The organism is Rhodococcus sp. RCBS9 (assembly GCF_029457415.1).
GTDB lineage: Bacteria > Actinomycetota > Actinomycetes > Mycobacteriales > Mycobacteriaceae > Rhodococcus_F > Rhodococcus_F qingshengii.
Genome location: NZ_CP120422.1, coordinates 359,366 through 374,184, shown reverse-complemented (window position 1 = coordinate 374,184; position 14,819 = coordinate 359,366). Strand labels below are relative to the sequence as shown.

Sequence of the window (14,819 nt, the reverse complement as noted above, 5' to 3'; positions counted from 1 at the left end):
AAGGAGCATCACTAATGAGCACCATTGGATTTATCGGACTCGGTCACATGGGTGGCCCGATGGCGGCCAATCTCGTCAAGGCCGGACACAAGGTCGTCGGTTTCGACCTGGCACCTGCGGCGCTGGAGCAGGCAGTCAAAGACGGTGCATCGGTGGCGGATTCGGCGGTCGACGCCGTTCGCGGTGCCGACGTCGTGATCACGATGCTGCCGAGCGGTAAGCACGTTCTGGGTCTGTACGAAGAGCTGCTGCCGGTGGCAACACCGGGCACGCTGTTCATCGACTGTTCCACCATCGACGTCGCCGACGCCCGCGAGGCGCACGACAAGGCCGAAGCAGCCGGTCACCGCAGCGTCGACGCACCGGTCTCCGGTGGAGTCGTCGGAGCTACCGCAGGCACGCTGGCATTCATGGTCGGCGGTTCCGAGGCTGACTTCCAAGCCGCGTCACCGTTGCTGGACGTGATGGGCCGCAAGGTCGTTCACTGCGGCGACGCCGGTGTCGGCCAGGCAGCCAAGATCTGCAACAACATGATCCTCGGCATTTCGATGATCGCGATCAGCGAGGCGTTCGTGTTGGGCGAAAAGCTCGGCCTGAGCAACCAGGCGCTCTTCGACGTGGCGTCCAACGCCTCGGGACAGTGCTGGGCACTGACCACCAACTGCCCGGTTCCGGGACCTGTGCCCACCAGCCCGGCCAACAACGACTACCAGCCCGGCTTTGCTGTTGCACTGATGGACAAGGACCTGGGTCTGGCAGCAAATGCGTTGCGCAACAACGGCGTCGATGCAGAGATCGGACTCAAGGCCGCCGAACTCTACAGTCGCTTCCATGCCGCGGGCGGTGGCGGTCAGGACTTCTCTGCCATCATCAACGACATCCGTGACCGTTCGACCGAAGGACAGTAGTGACCGACTTCAACACCATCATCCTCGAGCGTAAGGGTCGCGTCGGCGTCATCACGCTCAACCGCCCGAAGGCTCTCAACGCGCTGAACTCCGAGCTGATGAACGAGGTCGTCGCCGCGGTTGCCGACCTCGAAGCGGACAACGGCATCGGAGCCATCCTGATCACCGGTTCCGAGCGCGCCTTCGCCGCCGGTGCCGACATCAAGGAAATGCAGTCCAAGACGTACATGGACGCATACGTCGAGGATTTCTTCACCCCGTGGGATCGCGTCGCAGCAGCTCGTAAGCCGCTGATCGCCGCCGTCTCCGGATACGCGCTCGGTGGTGGCTGCGAGCTTGCGATGCTCTGCGATTTCATCATCGCTTCGGATACCGCGAAGTTCGGCCAGCCCGAGATCAAGCTCGGTGTCATTCCGGGTATCGGTGGCTCGCAGCGCCTTACGCGCGCCGTGGGCAAGGCCAAGGCCATGGAGCTGTGCCTCACCGGCCGCAACATGGACGCAGAAGAAGCCGAACGTGCAGGCCTGGTTGCCCGGATCGTTCCGGCCGCCGATCTGCTCGACGATGCCTTGAAGACCGCAACCACCATCGCCGAGATGTCGCTGCCGATTGCGATGATGGCCAAGGAAGCAGTCAACCGCTCCTTCGAGACCACCCTCGCCGAGGGCGTCCGCTTCGAGCGTCGGGTGTTCCACTCGACCTTCGCGACGGAGGATCAGAAGGAAGGCATGACCGCGTTCGTGGAGAAGCGGTCGGCAGAATTCAAGCATCGCTGAATTTCAACAGCGCCGAATTTCAACAGCGCTGAAACTGCCCTCACACTCGTCGAGAGTGTGAGGGCAGTTTCTTTGTGTGTACGGGTGGTCGGTTCACCACTTGGTCGGTGCGCCGCCGGTGTCGAAGTCACCCGCAGTCTTGCGAAGTTCAGTGAGGATCGTCACCAATTGCTCGAGCTTGTCCTGCTGGAGTCCGGGGTGAGCGAACACCTTGCTGTTGAGCATTTCGGTCGCTTCGAGGGCCAGTGCGCGACCGGCGTCCGAGATCTCGATGAGCGTTGCACGGCGATCGCTGGGATGCGGGACCCGCCTGACCAACTCCGCTTTCTCCAAACGGTCGACGGCATTGGTGACGCTGGTGGGGTGAACCTGGAGTCGGGCACTTGCCTTGGCCATCGGGAGTGCGCCCGACCTGGTGAAGGTGAGAAGCGTCAGCAGTTCGTAGCGGGCGAAGGTCAGCCCGAGAGGCTTGAGTACCTCTTCGACCCGCGCCATCATGATCTGCTGCGCACGCATCACCGACGTGACCGCAGCCATACCGTCGGCGACATCGCTCCAACCGTGCTTCGTCCACTGACGATGCGCCTCTTCGATGGGGTCGAGGGGGAGCGGCGCGGGGGGAGACATAAGTTCGATCATCCCATGCTGGCAAGCGGTCGGGTGCCTTGTCTGATTGTGTGTCGCAGCCGCTTACGTCTGTAGAGTCCCACGGGTGATTTCAATCCTCGTAGCGGGTGGCGTCTCGTTGTTCGTCGCGCTCTTCCTGACTCCGTTTCTCATTCGTGTGCTTTCGCGGCAGGGGCTCGGGCACGAGATTCGGATCGAGGGTCCGCAGAGTCATCAGGGCAAGCGTGGCACCCCGTCGATGGGCGGGATCGCGATCATCGCCGGTATGTGGGCGGGCTACCTGGCGGCACACATCATCGGATTCGGCTCGCGGCTACCGCGGCTGTCTGCATCCGGTTGGCTGGTTCTCGCGCTCGCCACGTCACTGGGAATCGTCGGCTTTCTCGACGACTTCATCAAGATCCGTAAGAAGCGCAATCTCGGGCTCAACAAGACAGCGAAGACCGTCGGTCAGCTGGCGAGTGCCATCATCTTCGGCATTTTGTTCCTGCAGTTCTCCAACAACAACGGAGTCACTCCCGGAAGCCAGTACCTGTCCCATGTTCGTGACATCTCGGTGTTCTCCATGGGTGCCATCGGCTTTGTGGTCTTCTTCTGCATTCTGGTGTTCGCCTGGTCCAACGCCGTCAATTTCACCGACGGCCTCGACGGTCTCGCGGCCGGTTCGATGGGCATGATCCTGGGGACCTACGTCGTCATCGCCGGTTGGCAGTACCGGAACTCGTGTGTCCTCGAGCCTGCCGCCGGTTGCTACGACGTTCGTGACCCTCTCGATCTAGCGATCGTCGCTGCCGCCGCAGGCGGGGCGTGCCTCGGCTTCCTCTGGTGGAATGCCGCCCCGGCTCAGATCTTCATGGGCGACACCGGCTCCTTGGCACTCGGCGGCCTGGTTGTCGGCCTGTCCGTCACGACGCACACCGAGCTGCTGATGGTCATCATCGGCGCCCTGTTCGTCGCTGAGATCCTGTCGGTGATCATCCAGGTTCTGGTCTTCCGATCGTCCGGTCGACGCGTATTCAAGATGGCCCCGATCCATCATCACTTCGAGTTACTCGGTTGGCCGGAAACCGTCGTGATCGCAAGATTCTGGATCTTCGTCGCGATCTCGTGCGTCCTGGGACTTGCCACCTTCTACAGCGAGTGGTTCTCCGCTGCCGGTTAGACCGATTCACTCTTTCGGGTCGTAGCCAGAAGAGCGATCAGACCGAGCGACACACACGCCGTCATCGTGACGGCCAGGGCTGTGCTCGTGTTTCCCAGTAGACCGACTGCCGGCGCGATGGCCGCACCGACGCCGAACTGGAATGCACCGAGCATTGCCGCGGCAGTACCGGCCGCTTCGCCGTGACGAGCGAGGGCCAGTGCCGGGGCGTTGGGCAGAACGAACCCGATGGCGCCGGCCATGACCCACAGTGCGATCACGAATCCGGCGAGTCCGCCGAGTTCCAGGACCGCGACAGCAATGACGACGGCCCCGGAGACAACCGCAGCCACGAGGGCCCACTTGGTGATCTGCTGAGGAGTCCAGCGATCGAGCAGTCGAACGTTGACCTGCGAAGCGCCGATCAACGCGATAGCGCCCGCACTGAAGAGCAGTGCGAACTCCTGCTGATTGAGGCCGTACTGATCCTGATAGACAAACGACGCGCCGGAGACATACGCGAACAACGACGCCATGCCGACGCTGGAGACGAGCGTGAGGACCATGAACGTGCGGTCGCCGAGCAGCGAACCGTAGGTACGGAGAACCGACGTCAATCCGCTCGGGCGACGCTTTTCCTTCGGCAATGTTTCGGACAGTCCGAACGCACCGATCATCGCCGTGCCGACGCCGATCAGTGCCAGTACGACGAAGATCCCGCGCCAGTCGAGGGCGACGAGGAGGGCGCCACCGATGCTGGGCGCCAGGATCGGCGCAACGCCGAGCACGAGCATCAGCCGGCTCATCACAACGGCAACGGTGTTACCGCTGTAGAGGTCGCGCACGATCGCCATGGTCACCACTGCCGCGGCCGCCGCGCCCATGCCCTGGAAAACCCGCAGGATGCCGAGGACCGCGATGCTCGGTGCGAAGACCGCCAGCAGCGAAGCCAGGATATGGACGCCGATTCCGGCAAGCAGCGGCTTTTTGCGGCCGAGAGTGTCCGAGAGCGGCCCGACCAACAGCTGGCCGAGTGCGAGGCCGATGAGAGTTCCGGTGATGGTCAGCTGAACCGTTGACGACGAGACCCCGAGATCGGCACCGATATCCGGCAGCGCGGGCAGGTACATGTCGATGGTGAAGGGCCCGAGTGCAGTCATGGAACCGAGGGCAAGAATCTTCCCGACGCTCGGCTTACGGTCGATACTGCTCGTTTCCAGCGGGGCTGCCTTCACGGGCGGGGCTGCCTTCACAAGCGGGGCGATGGCGGTGTTCTCGGCACTCATGAAACCTTCTGGGTTGTCTGGGTCTGGCGAACTGCTCGGTCGTTCGGGCGAAATTCGGGCCGCAATCGAATGACCTGCGCCCACCGAGGGAGTCAGCATCGAGACTGACCGATTTGTTCCCGAAAGGCCCGCACTTTTCCCAGAGACTGGAACGCTTGGCGAGAACGCACTCGAATCATGCTGAGCGGAACTGTGGTTCGAGATCGTCACTCAGGGCAGAGTTACTCACTGACGCGGGTGTGGCTGAGTGGCTAGGCACCGGCCTGCAAAGCCGTTCACACGGGTTCGAGTCCCGTCATCCGCTCGTGTCGGAGACCGGCAGGCATATCGCCTGCCGGTCTCTCTTGTGTGGTCCCGGTTCGCGGGGTCGGCTGCGATAGTCTGGGCTGCCGGAGCGAGCGGACCACATGAGTGAGGCACTGAATTGATTTCGGGACAGGACCTGCGATCGCGGCGCTTGCACGTGGGGATCAGTCAGTTCCAGTTCGCCCGCCAGGCGGGAGTCTCGTCAGCCGTCGTCTCCGCGTGGGAACTCGACAAGGCGTATCCGAAGCCACCGGCGGAACGAGCAGTTCTCACGGCCCTCTCCGCGCTGGAAGCGGCCAAGCGTGAGGGCACGTACGCGGCCCCCCGGAAGCGATCGAGCGGTAGTACCCGTGCGCGTCGAGCGACACCGGTCAACGACCCCGCCTCGGTGGCCAGGCGTGCGGTCGCGGGGGCAGGAAACGGTGGCCCCACCGTATTGACGGCGTTCTCCGGTTGTGGCGGTATGGCCGAAGGCTTTCGGATGGCGGGGTTTTCGGTGGAGGGATACATCGAAGTCGTGCCGGAGGCGCGCGCGACCTTCGATCGGAACTTCCCCGGCGCGAAGTGCCTCGGTGAGGACATCCGGGCGATCGACGAAGCCCGTGTGAAAGATCTTCTGGCACAGGTGAATATCGATGTGTTGGCCGGGGGGCCGCCGTGTCAGGGTTTCAGTCTCGCCGGCCGGCGAGACCGCGACGATCCGCGTAACCATCTCTTCCGGAACCTACTCGAGCTCGCCGATCTGGTGAGGCCGAAGGTCGTGGTGATGGAAAATGTTCGGCTGCTGCTGAGCATGAAAGACCCGGACGGTGGGATGGTCGTCGACCGGATTCTCGGCGAGATGGCTGCATGCGGTTACGACGCGTCGGTCAACACGGTCAATGCGCAGGATTACGGCGTCCCGCAGTTCCGGGAACGAGTGTTCATCGTGGCGACCCGCCGCGACAGTGGTATCGGGCCGCTGCGTTTTCCGCCGAAGACTCACGGCGTGAATGGTGTTGCGCCGCTGAGGACTTTTCGCGATGCCACCGTCGACCTGGCCCCGCTGGAATCCGGGCAGGCTTGCGAGACGGACCCGCTGCACTGGGCCGTCGAGCATCCCGAGCACGTCTTGCGGTGGCTGCGTGATGTACCGGAAGGAATGTCGGCTCACGACAACGAAGATCCGGCCATGCGACCGTCGTCCGGATACAACACGACGTACAAGCGCCTCCGGTGGGACGAGCCGGCGTCCACGGTCGGAACCACTTTCGGGATGATCTCGGCTTCACGCAACGTGCATCCGAAACACACGCGATCGTTGACCGTTCGAGAAGCTGCTCGCCTCCAGACCTTTCCCGACGACTACGTCTTCGAGGGTAAGTGGGGAGCGGTGCGCACGATGATCGGCAATGCGGTGCCGCCGCAGCTGGCGTCGGTACTGGCAGGAGAGATCAAGAAGGCACTCGGCTGAGATAGGGCACCTACGGAAAATGGGGCCGACGATGTCGGCCCCATTTCGAGTTACGCCCTGGCAGGGGTGTGGTCCAAGCGAATCAGCTGAGGTTGAGCTTGGCGATCAACGGCTGGACGACCTTGATGATGTCGATGACGGCGCTGAGGGTGTTGATGGAACCCATGTTTCGGTCCTCCGTGTCGTATGTACAGGTGTGTATGTACAAGGTTGTGTCTGCGTGGTGTTTCTGTACGACCTTGTGTCGCAGACACAAGGTAGCAAACTGGACGCTTGTTTGGGTCGAAATGACCGCTTTGCGCTGAAGTTGCTGAAAAGTTCACGGATTGTTCAGGAACGTAAACAAAAAACAGGCCGGACTCCCCGAAGTCCGGCCTGTCGATGACGCTTTGCGATCAGCTGAATGCCGAAAGTGCGCTGATGAGGCCGATGCCCGCAACTGCGACCTTGAGGACACTCAAGACGTCTTCGAGCTTGACACCCTCGGGCAATACGTTTTCGACAGACTCCATGTTGGATCCTTCATGTGTTGGGGTCGTGGTCCAGTGCCACTGCAAGCAAGATACCCAATCGTGACCACCTGTGAAACCCCGGCACGAAGATCACAGTTGTGTTGCGCCGGACTCACTGGCCGTCGCGACAACGGTGGCTGCCACTATTTGCTCCACGCTGATGCCCGCTGCCGGTAGGCAGTGGTAGAAGATTCGTTCGCAGAGGTCGACCATTTCGCCTCGCTCGAGCGTCGGCTCGTCGATCCAGTTGACGACGATTTCCTCCATGAATGCCTGCCACCCGGCGATTGTCGCCTCCACGGTCGCATTCGATTCGATGCCTAGATTCGTCAGCGCAGCGACGATCCACGTGGTGAAAGTGCGGCGCATGCCTCGGTAGATCGTGCGCATTCGAACGTCGCCACTGCCGGCCATACGCATCACGGCGAGGTAAATGGTGGGGTGCTCGATAACGGCGTCGACGAATGTCTCGATACCTGAGCGCAGCTGGGACGTGATGGGTAGCTCGGGATCCGGTCGCATTCGATCTTCGAGATCGGCCGAGGCGGCCTCGAGGATGGCGTTCTGGAAACCCTTCTTGTTCTTGAAGTAGTGGAACAGCAGTGGCGGCGAGACACCGGCCTCGGCTGCGACGCGATCCATCGACAGTTGGTCGAAAGGCTCGGTCCGCAACATGTGTACTGCCACCTCGAGGATTTGCCTCTGACGGTCTTCGGGGGAGCGGGGGACTGCAGCCATTCCGTCATCTTATGTATTGGTTCGAATGGTTCATTGACTTTTACTCAACGCTGTCTATAACGTGAGGTAACACATACGTGAGGCGAGGAGTCCAACAGTGTCTGCTTTCGACATCGTGGTCAACGACGGGTTGTGGTTCGACGGGACGGGGGCTCCAGGTCTGCGTCGTAATCTCGGAATTCGAGAGGGCGTGGTCGCGGAGGTGTCCACGACGCGCCTCGAGATCGGGCCGGACACAGAAGTGATCGACGCGGCCGGCAAATGGGTTCTCCCCGGCTTTGTCGACGTCCACACGCACTACGACGCCGAAGCCTTGGTCAGTCCAGGGCTTCCGGAATCGGTTCGCCACGGCGTCACGACGGTCGTGCTCGGCAATTGCTCGCTGTCGACGGTGTATTCGACGCCGCGCGAGATCGCGGATCTGTTCAGCCGGGTCGAAGCAGTTCCCCACGACGCGGTGCTGCGCATCCTCGAAGCGAACAAGACCTGGACCGGTCCCGCGGCGTACACCGCCGCCCTCGAAGCCCTTCCCCTCGGACCCAATGTCGCGGCCTTCATCGGTCATTCCGATATCCGCACGCACGTACTCGGACTGGGGCGCGGTACCGACAAGAAGGTCAAGCCGACTCGCTCGGAACTCGGCCGGATGGGCTCGATGCTCGAGGACGCCATCGACGCTGGGATGCTCGGCCTGTCGTCGATGACCAATGCCCTCGACAAGATCGACGGCGACGAATATCGTTCTCGCTCTTTGCCGTCTACGTATGCACGGTGGAAAGAGTTCCGATTCCTCAACCGCATCCTTCGCGATCGCGGCAAGATCTTGCAGAGCGCTCCGACCATCAACCTGCATCCGAACGTCGCGGCGTTCTTCGCCGAAAGCTCGGCGATCGGACGCAAGAAGCCGCTCAAGACGTCGCTGCTCTCCGGTGCGGATTCGAAGGCCTACCCGGTGATCGTGTACTTCATGCTCGCTGCGGCCCCACTGCTCAATCGCTTCGCCAAGACCGATTTCAAGTGGCAGCACCTTCCGGTTCCCTTCACCGTCTACGCGGATGGAATCGACCTGGTCGTGTTCGAGGAGTTCGGTGCCGGCGCCGCCGCTTTGCACCTCAAGGACCAGGTGGAGCGCAACGAACTGCTCCAGGACGAGTCGTACCGTCGCGCATTCCGTAAGGACTACGACAACAAGTTCTCACCCCGCATCTGGCATCGCAATTTCTACGATGCGGTCATCGTGGGATGCCCGGACGAGACGTTGATCGGCAAGAACTTCGGTCAGGTCGGTGACATCCGCGGAGTGCACCCGGTGGACGCGTACCTCGACCTGGTCGTGAAGTACGGGCGAGATCTTCGCTGGCGCACCACCATTGCCAATCACCGGCCCAAGTTCGCGAAGAAACTCGCCGCGAGTTCCGGTGTGCAGATGGGCTTCGGCGATGCCGGCGCACATCTGCGCAACATGGCGTTCTACAACTACCCCGTGCGACTCCTCAAGCGCGTCAAGGACGCTCAGAGTGACCGCAAGCCGTTCCTCACCATCGAGCGCGCAATCCACCGCCTGACCGGCGAACTGGCGGACTGGTACGGCATCGACGCCGGACATCTGCGCCAGGGTGACCGCGCGGACTTCGTTGTCATCGACCCGGCCGGCCTCGACGAGTCGGTGGACGGGTTGTTCGAGGCAAAGGTTCCCGAGTACGGCGGGATCAGCCGGATGGTCAACCGCAGCGACGACGCAGCCGTCGCTACGGTGATCAACGGCCGACTCGTCTACCGCGACGGCGAATTCGCCCCCGGATTCGGCATCGAAAAGACAGGCCAGTTCCTGCGCGCCGGTGAAAAGGCTCCGATTACGCGGGCCGCGAAGACTAGCGTGGCGCTATGACTACACCGGCGGATCGCCTCTCCTCGTACTCCCGGTCCGGGCTGACCTTCGACGTACGCGACGAAGGACCCGCCGACGGTCCGGTCGTGGTTCTCCTGCACGGATTTCCGCAGGATTCGAGCTCGTGGGATCAGCTCGCACCGCTACTGCACGACCGCGGCTTCCGGACCGTCGCACCGGATCAGCGAGGGTACTCACCCGGCGCGCGGCCGAAAGCGCGCTGGGCGTACCGCGGGTCCGAACTAGCTGCTGACACTGTCGCACTGATCGACGCACTCGGGGTGGGCAAAGTGCACCTGGTCGGCCACGACTGGGGTGCCGCAGTCGCATGGCAGGTGGCCGCCGAACGGCCGGACTTGCTCGATACCGTGACCGCGGTGTCGGTTCCGCACCCACTGGCGTTCATCAAGGCGATGGTGACCAGCACACAAGGACTGAAGTCGTGGTACATGGGGGCGTTCCAATTGCCGTTCGTTCCCGAGAAGGTTCTGTCCTCCACCTCGGCGGGTGAGAAGTTCCTGATCTCGAGCGGGCAGACGCCGGAGAACGCACGGCGCGATCTGAATGCCATGCTGGCTCCCGGCCGGCTGCGGGGTGGTCTGAACTGGTATCGCGCGATGTGGATGACCAAGCCGAACCCGGAAGCTGCCCGGGTCACCGTGCCGACCCTGCACGTCTGGAGTGACGGCGACGCCGCCATCGGACCCAAAGGGTCTGCGCTCACCCCCGCGTTTGTCGACGGTCCGTACCGGTTCGAAGTTCTCCGGGGTGTGAGCCACTGGATCCCCGACGAGGCGCCGACGGAGTTGGATCGGTTGCTCGGTGAGCATTTCAGCAGCTGACTGAGTTTCGTACTGAAGCCCCCGCCGTTCGGCGGGGGCTTCAGTCGTCAGCAAGGTCGTCAGCAAGGTCGTCGACCAACCGTGGTCAGCGAGCTCCGAATCGCTCTTCCACCTGCTCCTTCGTCAGGCCGAACTCCTCGAGCGTGTACTTGTGCGACGGTTTGCGAGCACCCGAGCGGCTTTCCTCGTGCATGGCCTCCATCGACTGCTGGGCGGTAGATGTCAACGGGATGTCGAAATGCGTGTAGATGTTCTCGACGGTTCCCAGCGGATCGGTGACGAAGTCCTGATAGTCGACGTCGATGAACTGTGCGGGATTGTGGTGTGCGCGTGCACTGTCGAACTGCTCGAGCCCCCTGGCCCACAATTCGAGCTGACTTTCGCCGATCACCTTGTCGGTGAACGTGTTCGACCAACCCTCTGTCGCCTGGGCGGCCAGGCTGCATACCGACGGAATGATCGTCGAAGGGGAGCGGTGAGTCTGGATGACAAGCGCGTCGGGGTACGCCTCCATCAATTCGTCGAGCGCGAACAGGTGGCTCGGGTTCTTGAGGACCCACCGTCGATCCTGATCGGGCAGACCGATCAGCTGCAGGTTCTTCTTGTGTCGTGCATAGGCGTTCGACCACTCCTGGTCCTTCAGCCATGCGGAGTACGTGGGTAGATTGGCCAGACACTCGTACGACACGGACTTGAACGTCTGACGCAAGAGTTGCCAACATTCTTCGACTTCGCTGGCCGACATGTAGTGCACGCCCATGAATTCGGGATGCTCGACGTGGTGTTGACCGAATGTCTCCTCGATCTTGGCGAAGACCGGGTTCGATTCCCACGTATCGCGAGGCGGGCGAGGCTGAGGGAACTCGGTCAGCCACATCTCGAGGCCCTGGTGAGCCGGGTCGACCGTGAGGAGGCGGTGCAAGGCAGTGGTGCCCGTTCGTGGCAATCCGGTGACGAAGATCGGCCGCTCGATCTTGACGTCGGCGTGTTCCGGATGCTCCTTCCACGCCGATTCGCTGAGCAGACGGGCCACCAGGGCGCCGCGAAGGAATACCCGAGAGATCTTGCTGCCGAAGGGCGTCAGATCCTCGTCGCGGTCGTAGGACTCGAGCAGGACCGACAGAGCTTCGGTGTAATCGTCGACGCCGAAGTCCGTCAGTCCGGTCATCCGTGTCGCCGAGGCGTGGAGATCCTCGACGGTGCCGACGTGAGTGCGTTCAGTCATGGTGCTCCTAGTGATGGAATTCGCCGCAGTTGACGTCGATGCATTGGCCGGTGATCGCGCTGGCCATCGGAGACGCCAGGAAGATCGCCGCGTCGGATACTTCATCCGTCGTCGGCAGGCGCTTGAGGTCGGTGTTCGACGCAGTGTGCTCGTAGATCTGCTCGACGGTCATGCCGAACTTCTCCGCCTGGTGCGCGAAGTATCCCTTGAGGGTGTCTCCCCAGATATAGCCGGGTGCAATCGAATTGACACGAATTCCCTGCGGGCCGAGTTCGGTGGCCAGGGACTGCGACATGGCGAGCAGGGCCGACTTCGCCATCTTGTAGCTGCCGTAACGCTCTTGCGAATGCCGCAACACCATCGAATTGATGTTCACCACGGAGCCGTCCGACTCGGCAAGTGCCGGCGTGAACAGCTGAGTCAGGCGCAACGCACCCAGCACGGTCAGTTCGATGCTGTCGCGGATGTGCTGGTAATCGGTGCGAGCCAACGGTTTCATCGACGGAATCGAGAATGCATTGTTGATCAGAGTGTCCACTTTGCCGTAGGCGGCAATGGACTCGGCCACCAGATTCTCGGCGGAAGCCTGGTCGGTGATGTCGGTGGCAACGGTGACGGCGCGCCCACCGGCATCGACTATTTCCTTCGCAACGTCGTCGAGTCGCGATTGCGTACGTGCTGCGAGAACAAGACTCGCGCCGGCCGACGCACATCGAAGGGCCAGAGCGCGGCCGAGTGCCGGGCCGACTCCGGAGATGACTACTACACGGTCTTCGAGCAAGGCGGTCATGATTACCCCAGCATTCGGTTGTCGATGGCGGCCTGGCGCTGGGCAATGCGCGCTGCCCAGTCCTCGGCGGTGATGGCGTTGGTGTCGAAATGCGGCAGGTGCTTCGCAATATCTGCGACGGCGACGATTTCGACGGTGGGACCGTCCTGCGGCGTCAGCTCGCGGGACACGCGCTGCCAACGGAACTGCAGAATGCCGCGCGGATGTCCGACGGTTTCGATCCAGTTGGTGACACCGGGGTTCTTCTCGCTGACCACCATTCGAACCATCCCGTCCGGATCGACCTGTGCCTGGCCGTTGTTGAGGGAGGTCTGATGATTGACGTAGTCCAGTGAGATGTACCAGAGGCTCCCCAGTTGGAAGCCGAGATACGGTGCGTCGGAGGCGGGAACGGTGATGATCATCGCCTGCTCGTCGGTGAGTTCGTAATGTCCCACCGACGAGTACTGCGTTGCCAGCCCGCCCGGTGTCAGGCGTGGTTCGGTCATGGTGTTGACCGCGAGCTTGAGGTAGAACCACTCCGGGAACTGGAGCCACGTCTTGACCCGCGTGACCAGTGCCTTCCCAGCCCGGGCGTAACGCTTCTCGGTCTCTTCGGCGGTGAGAGGTGGCGGCGCGATCCCGATCGAATCGGTGCGCTCGATGCGGATCACGCCGCGCTGCTGACTCCAGTCGCTGTAGACCTCGCGAACGACCAGCTGCGAGGATCCGGGCGCCAGGGTGTAGTAGTTGGCTCGGCCGTCGGCGGGGCCGGGGCCGAACCAAGCGACGAAGTTGCCGTCGTCGTCTATCTCCAGCTCGCGGTCGTCGAAGGCGATTTCGCTGCCGGGAACGTTCGAGTTGGTGTAGTTCCCACTCAACACCTGGAAGCTGAGATCGGCTGTGGTGCCGCGCTTTCCGGTGACCTTGTATTCCTTGTCGTCGTTGATACGGGCGCCGAAGTACAGAGTGTCGGGGTTGTCGAGGCCCATCTTGGTGAATGGTCCGGTGCCCTGGATGAAACTCGGATGGGTCTTTTCGCCGGCCCAGGCGGCATGCGTCGTCGCGATGATTCCGCCGGCCAGATATTGGTATCCCTCCAGTAGATCCTGTTCGGATCTGATGTGCGGCGCAGTCTCGATCAATTTCTCGGCTTCGGCGATCGCCTCGGCAAACGGGTCCGTCAGCACGCTGGCTCCTCACAGTTCCGACTATGTCGCCGGTCCAGAGCGTCGTGGTACAAATATGTACCTATTTGGTAGATGTTGGGTATTTCGACAATAGAACGCGTTCTAGGGAGTGGTCAATGGGTGGACCGGAGAAGACGCCTGAAGAGGGACGCCCGAGGGGGAGACAATCGCCTCCCACCGAACGGGTGGTTCAGGTGCTCGACTACCTCGTCGGTCGCCCTGATCAGCGGTTCGGGCTGTCGGAACTGGCCCGCGCGCTCGAGATCAGCAAGCCCACCTGCTTGGGAATCCTCACGGCGCTGGCTGATCGTGGATACCTGACTCGGGACGAGGTGTCGAAGACCTATGGGCTCGGTCCGGCCTTGATCGCAGCCGGACGTGCAGCTCAGCGGGGATTTGCCGTCGGACCCATTGCCCGCACCCATCTGGAGAAAGTGAGCACGGAGTTCGGGACGACGTGCACGGCGTCCGGTGTGATCGGTGATCAGATCAGCGTTCTCGAAGTGACCGGACCGATCGGCGCGCGTCGCGCCGCCAAGGTCGGTCAGGTGTACCCGTTCGCTCCACCGGTCGGACTGATGTACGTCCTCTGGGGTTCGGATCACGACATGGACAGTTGGCTGAGCAAAGAGCCGAGCCTGCCGGTGCGCTTGGATCGCGAGCGTCTGTGGAACGTGGTCCGCGAGTGTCGCGCTGCGGGGTATCTGGTCGAGAGTCTGGATCCCGTCGGGCAGCGACTGCACACGCTGATGGCGGGCGTTGCGACGCACGATCTTCCGCCGGAGGTGCGTGAACTGCTCGGTGAGATGGTGTCGAGCCTGGGCGAGAGGGTGTATCTCGGACGCGACATCAGCTCTGACGACGAGCATCCGGTGAGTCTCATTGCCGCCCCGACCTATGACGCCGAGGGGCATCAGGCCCTTGTGCTCACTCTGTATGTGGGTGGGGCGATCACGGGCGCCGAGATCGAGCGCCGCGCCGCGGTGCTGGTTGCGGCGGCGGATGCGGTGACGGCGGAAGTTGGTGGCAGGAGTCCGGTTCGCGGTCTGTGACGTCTGATTGCCGGTCATTGACCTTTGGGTAGAACGAGTTCTATTCTGTGATTGCGTTCAATTTAGAACCAGTCCGGTACATAAATGTACCGATGCGGAAATGGTG

The 14,819-nt window shown here is 62.3% G+C and carries 14 protein-coding genes and 1 tRNA gene; 8 read left to right on the top strand and 7 right to left on the bottom strand.

What is annotated here, in order from left to right; genetic code table 11:
* The first annotated feature begins 14 nt into the window (after positions 1-14).
* Complete coding sequence (gene mmsB / locus P0M12_RS01835) at positions 15-908, top strand: 3-hydroxyisobutyrate dehydrogenase (RefSeq protein ID WP_003941308.1); 894 nt, start codon at positions 15-17, stop codon at positions 906-908.
* On the top strand, positions 908-1,684 hold the full coding sequence (locus P0M12_RS01830) for an enoyl-CoA hydratase (RefSeq protein ID WP_003941374.1): 777 nt from the start codon (positions 908-910) through the stop codon (positions 1,682-1,684). Before mmsB ends, P0M12_RS01830 begins: the two co-directional genes overlap by 1 nt.
* Positions 1,685-1,777: 93 nt before the next feature.
* Here P0M12_RS01830 and P0M12_RS01825 read toward each other — a convergent pair whose 3' ends face one another.
* Positions 1,778-2,311, bottom strand: a complete 534-nt coding sequence (locus P0M12_RS01825; protein ID WP_020970065.1) for a MarR family transcriptional regulator — start codon at positions 2,309-2,311, stop codon at positions 1,778-1,780.
* 85 nt (positions 2,312-2,396) lie between these two features.
* Here P0M12_RS01825 and mraY point away from each other — a divergent pair, with 85 nt between their 5' ends.
* A complete protein-coding gene (gene mraY / locus P0M12_RS01820; protein ID WP_003941316.1) occupies positions 2,397-3,473 on the top strand; it encodes a phospho-N-acetylmuramoyl-pentapeptide-transferase in 1,077 nt (358 codons plus the stop codon).
* On the opposite strand, the gene P0M12_RS01815 is transcribed toward mraY, so the two are convergent.
* Positions 3,470-4,738 (bottom strand): multidrug effflux MFS transporter, encoded by a 1,269-nt coding sequence (locus P0M12_RS01815; protein WP_042445586.1) that lies wholly within the window; start codon positions 4,736-4,738, stop codon positions 3,470-3,472. The genes mraY and P0M12_RS01815 overlap by 4 nt on opposite strands.
* Before the next feature lie 233 nt (positions 4,739-4,971).
* Between P0M12_RS01815 and P0M12_RS01810 the strand changes: the two genes are divergently transcribed.
* Both P0M12_RS01810 and P0M12_RS01805 read left to right on the top strand, forming a co-directional pair.
* Positions 4,972-5,042, top strand: a tRNA-Cys gene (locus P0M12_RS01810).
* A 159-nt stretch (positions 5,043-5,201) separates the two neighbouring features.
* Positions 5,202-6,497, top strand: coding sequence for a DNA cytosine methyltransferase (locus P0M12_RS01805; protein WP_007726155.1), 1,296 nt, complete (start codon positions 5,202-5,204; stop codon positions 6,495-6,497).
* A gap of 82 nt (positions 6,498-6,579) precedes the next feature.
* Here P0M12_RS01805 and P0M12_RS01800 read toward each other — a convergent pair whose 3' ends face one another.
* Both P0M12_RS01800 and P0M12_RS01795 read right to left on the bottom strand, forming a co-directional pair.
* Entirely contained in the window at positions 6,580-6,705 is a 126-nt protein-coding gene (locus P0M12_RS01800; protein WP_003941303.1) for a hypothetical protein, read from the bottom strand.
* Between the two features lie 394 nt (positions 6,706-7,099).
* Positions 7,100-7,747, bottom strand: a complete 648-nt coding sequence (locus P0M12_RS01795; RefSeq protein WP_042923173.1) for a TetR/AcrR family transcriptional regulator — start codon at positions 7,745-7,747, stop codon at positions 7,100-7,102.
* 97 nt (positions 7,748-7,844) lie between these two features.
* On the opposite strand from P0M12_RS01795, the gene P0M12_RS01790 reads away from it, so the two are divergent.
* Together P0M12_RS01790 and P0M12_RS01785 are read left to right on the top strand one after the other, a co-directional pair.
* Positions 7,845-9,635, top strand: coding sequence for an amidohydrolase family protein (locus P0M12_RS01790; protein ID WP_165639711.1), 1,791 nt, complete (start codon positions 7,845-7,847; stop codon positions 9,633-9,635).
* Positions 9,632-10,477: an alpha/beta fold hydrolase gene (locus P0M12_RS01785; protein ID WP_042923176.1), complete on the top strand. Its 846-nt coding sequence runs from the start codon at positions 9,632-9,634 to the stop codon at positions 10,475-10,477. Before P0M12_RS01790 ends, P0M12_RS01785 begins: the two co-directional genes overlap by 4 nt.
* Positions 10,478-10,562: 85 nt before the next feature.
* On the opposite strand, the gene P0M12_RS01780 is transcribed toward P0M12_RS01785, so the two are convergent.
* Genes P0M12_RS01780 through P0M12_RS01770 form a run of 3 tightly spaced genes read right to left on the bottom strand, consistent with a single transcriptional unit; the run spans position 10,563 to position 13,661 of the window.
* Positions 10,563-11,702, bottom strand: coding sequence for a sulfotransferase (locus P0M12_RS01780; RefSeq protein WP_042445529.1), 1,140 nt, complete (start codon positions 11,700-11,702; stop codon positions 10,563-10,565).
* 7 nt (positions 11,703-11,709) lie between these two features.
* Complete coding sequence (locus P0M12_RS01775) at positions 11,710-12,492, bottom strand: SDR family oxidoreductase (protein WP_007726165.1); 783 nt, start codon at positions 12,490-12,492, stop codon at positions 11,710-11,712.
* Between the two features lie 2 nt (positions 12,493-12,494).
* Positions 12,495-13,661, bottom strand: coding sequence for a hypothetical protein (locus P0M12_RS01770; RefSeq protein ID WP_030537322.1), 1,167 nt, complete (start codon positions 13,659-13,661; stop codon positions 12,495-12,497).
* Between the two features lie 116 nt (positions 13,662-13,777).
* Here P0M12_RS01770 and P0M12_RS01765 point away from each other — a divergent pair, with 116 nt between their 5' ends.
* Positions 13,778-14,713 carry a helix-turn-helix domain-containing protein gene (locus P0M12_RS01765; RefSeq protein WP_047270168.1) on the top strand — a complete coding sequence of 312 codons (936 nt, stop codon included), beginning with the start codon at positions 13,778-13,780 and terminating at the stop codon, positions 14,711-14,713.
* The last annotated feature ends 106 nt before the right edge of the window (positions 14,714-14,819 follow it).

What these genes read in the sequence shown, in the direction of transcription:
- P0M12_RS01785 (WP_042923176.1), top strand. Translation starts at nt 9,632, where the DNA reads ATGACTACACCGGCGGATCGCCTCTCCTCGTACTCCCGGTCCGGGCTG.
- P0M12_RS01775 (WP_007726165.1), bottom strand. Translation starts at nt 12,492, where the DNA reads ATGACCGCCTTGCTCGAAGACCGTGTAGTAGTCATCTCCGGAGTCGGC.
- P0M12_RS01795 (WP_042923173.1), bottom strand. Translation starts at nt 7,747, where the DNA reads ATGGCTGCAGTCCCCCGCTCCCCCGAAGACCGTCAGAGGCAAATCCTC.
- mmsB (WP_003941308.1), top strand. Translation starts at nt 15, where the DNA reads ATGAGCACCATTGGATTTATCGGACTCGGTCACATGGGTGGCCCGATG.
- P0M12_RS01765 (WP_047270168.1), top strand. Translation starts at nt 13,778, where the DNA reads ATGGGTGGACCGGAGAAGACGCCTGAAGAGGGACGCCCGAGGGGGAGA.
- P0M12_RS01815 (WP_042445586.1), bottom strand. Translation starts at nt 4,738, where the DNA reads ATGAGTGCCGAGAACACCGCCATCGCCCCGCTTGTGAAGGCAGCCCCG.
- P0M12_RS01780 (WP_042445529.1), bottom strand. Translation starts at nt 11,702, where the DNA reads ATGACTGAACGCACTCACGTCGGCACCGTCGAGGATCTCCACGCCTCG.
- P0M12_RS01825 (WP_020970065.1), bottom strand. Translation starts at nt 2,311, where the DNA reads ATGTCTCCCCCCGCGCCGCTCCCCCTCGACCCCATCGAAGAGGCGCAT.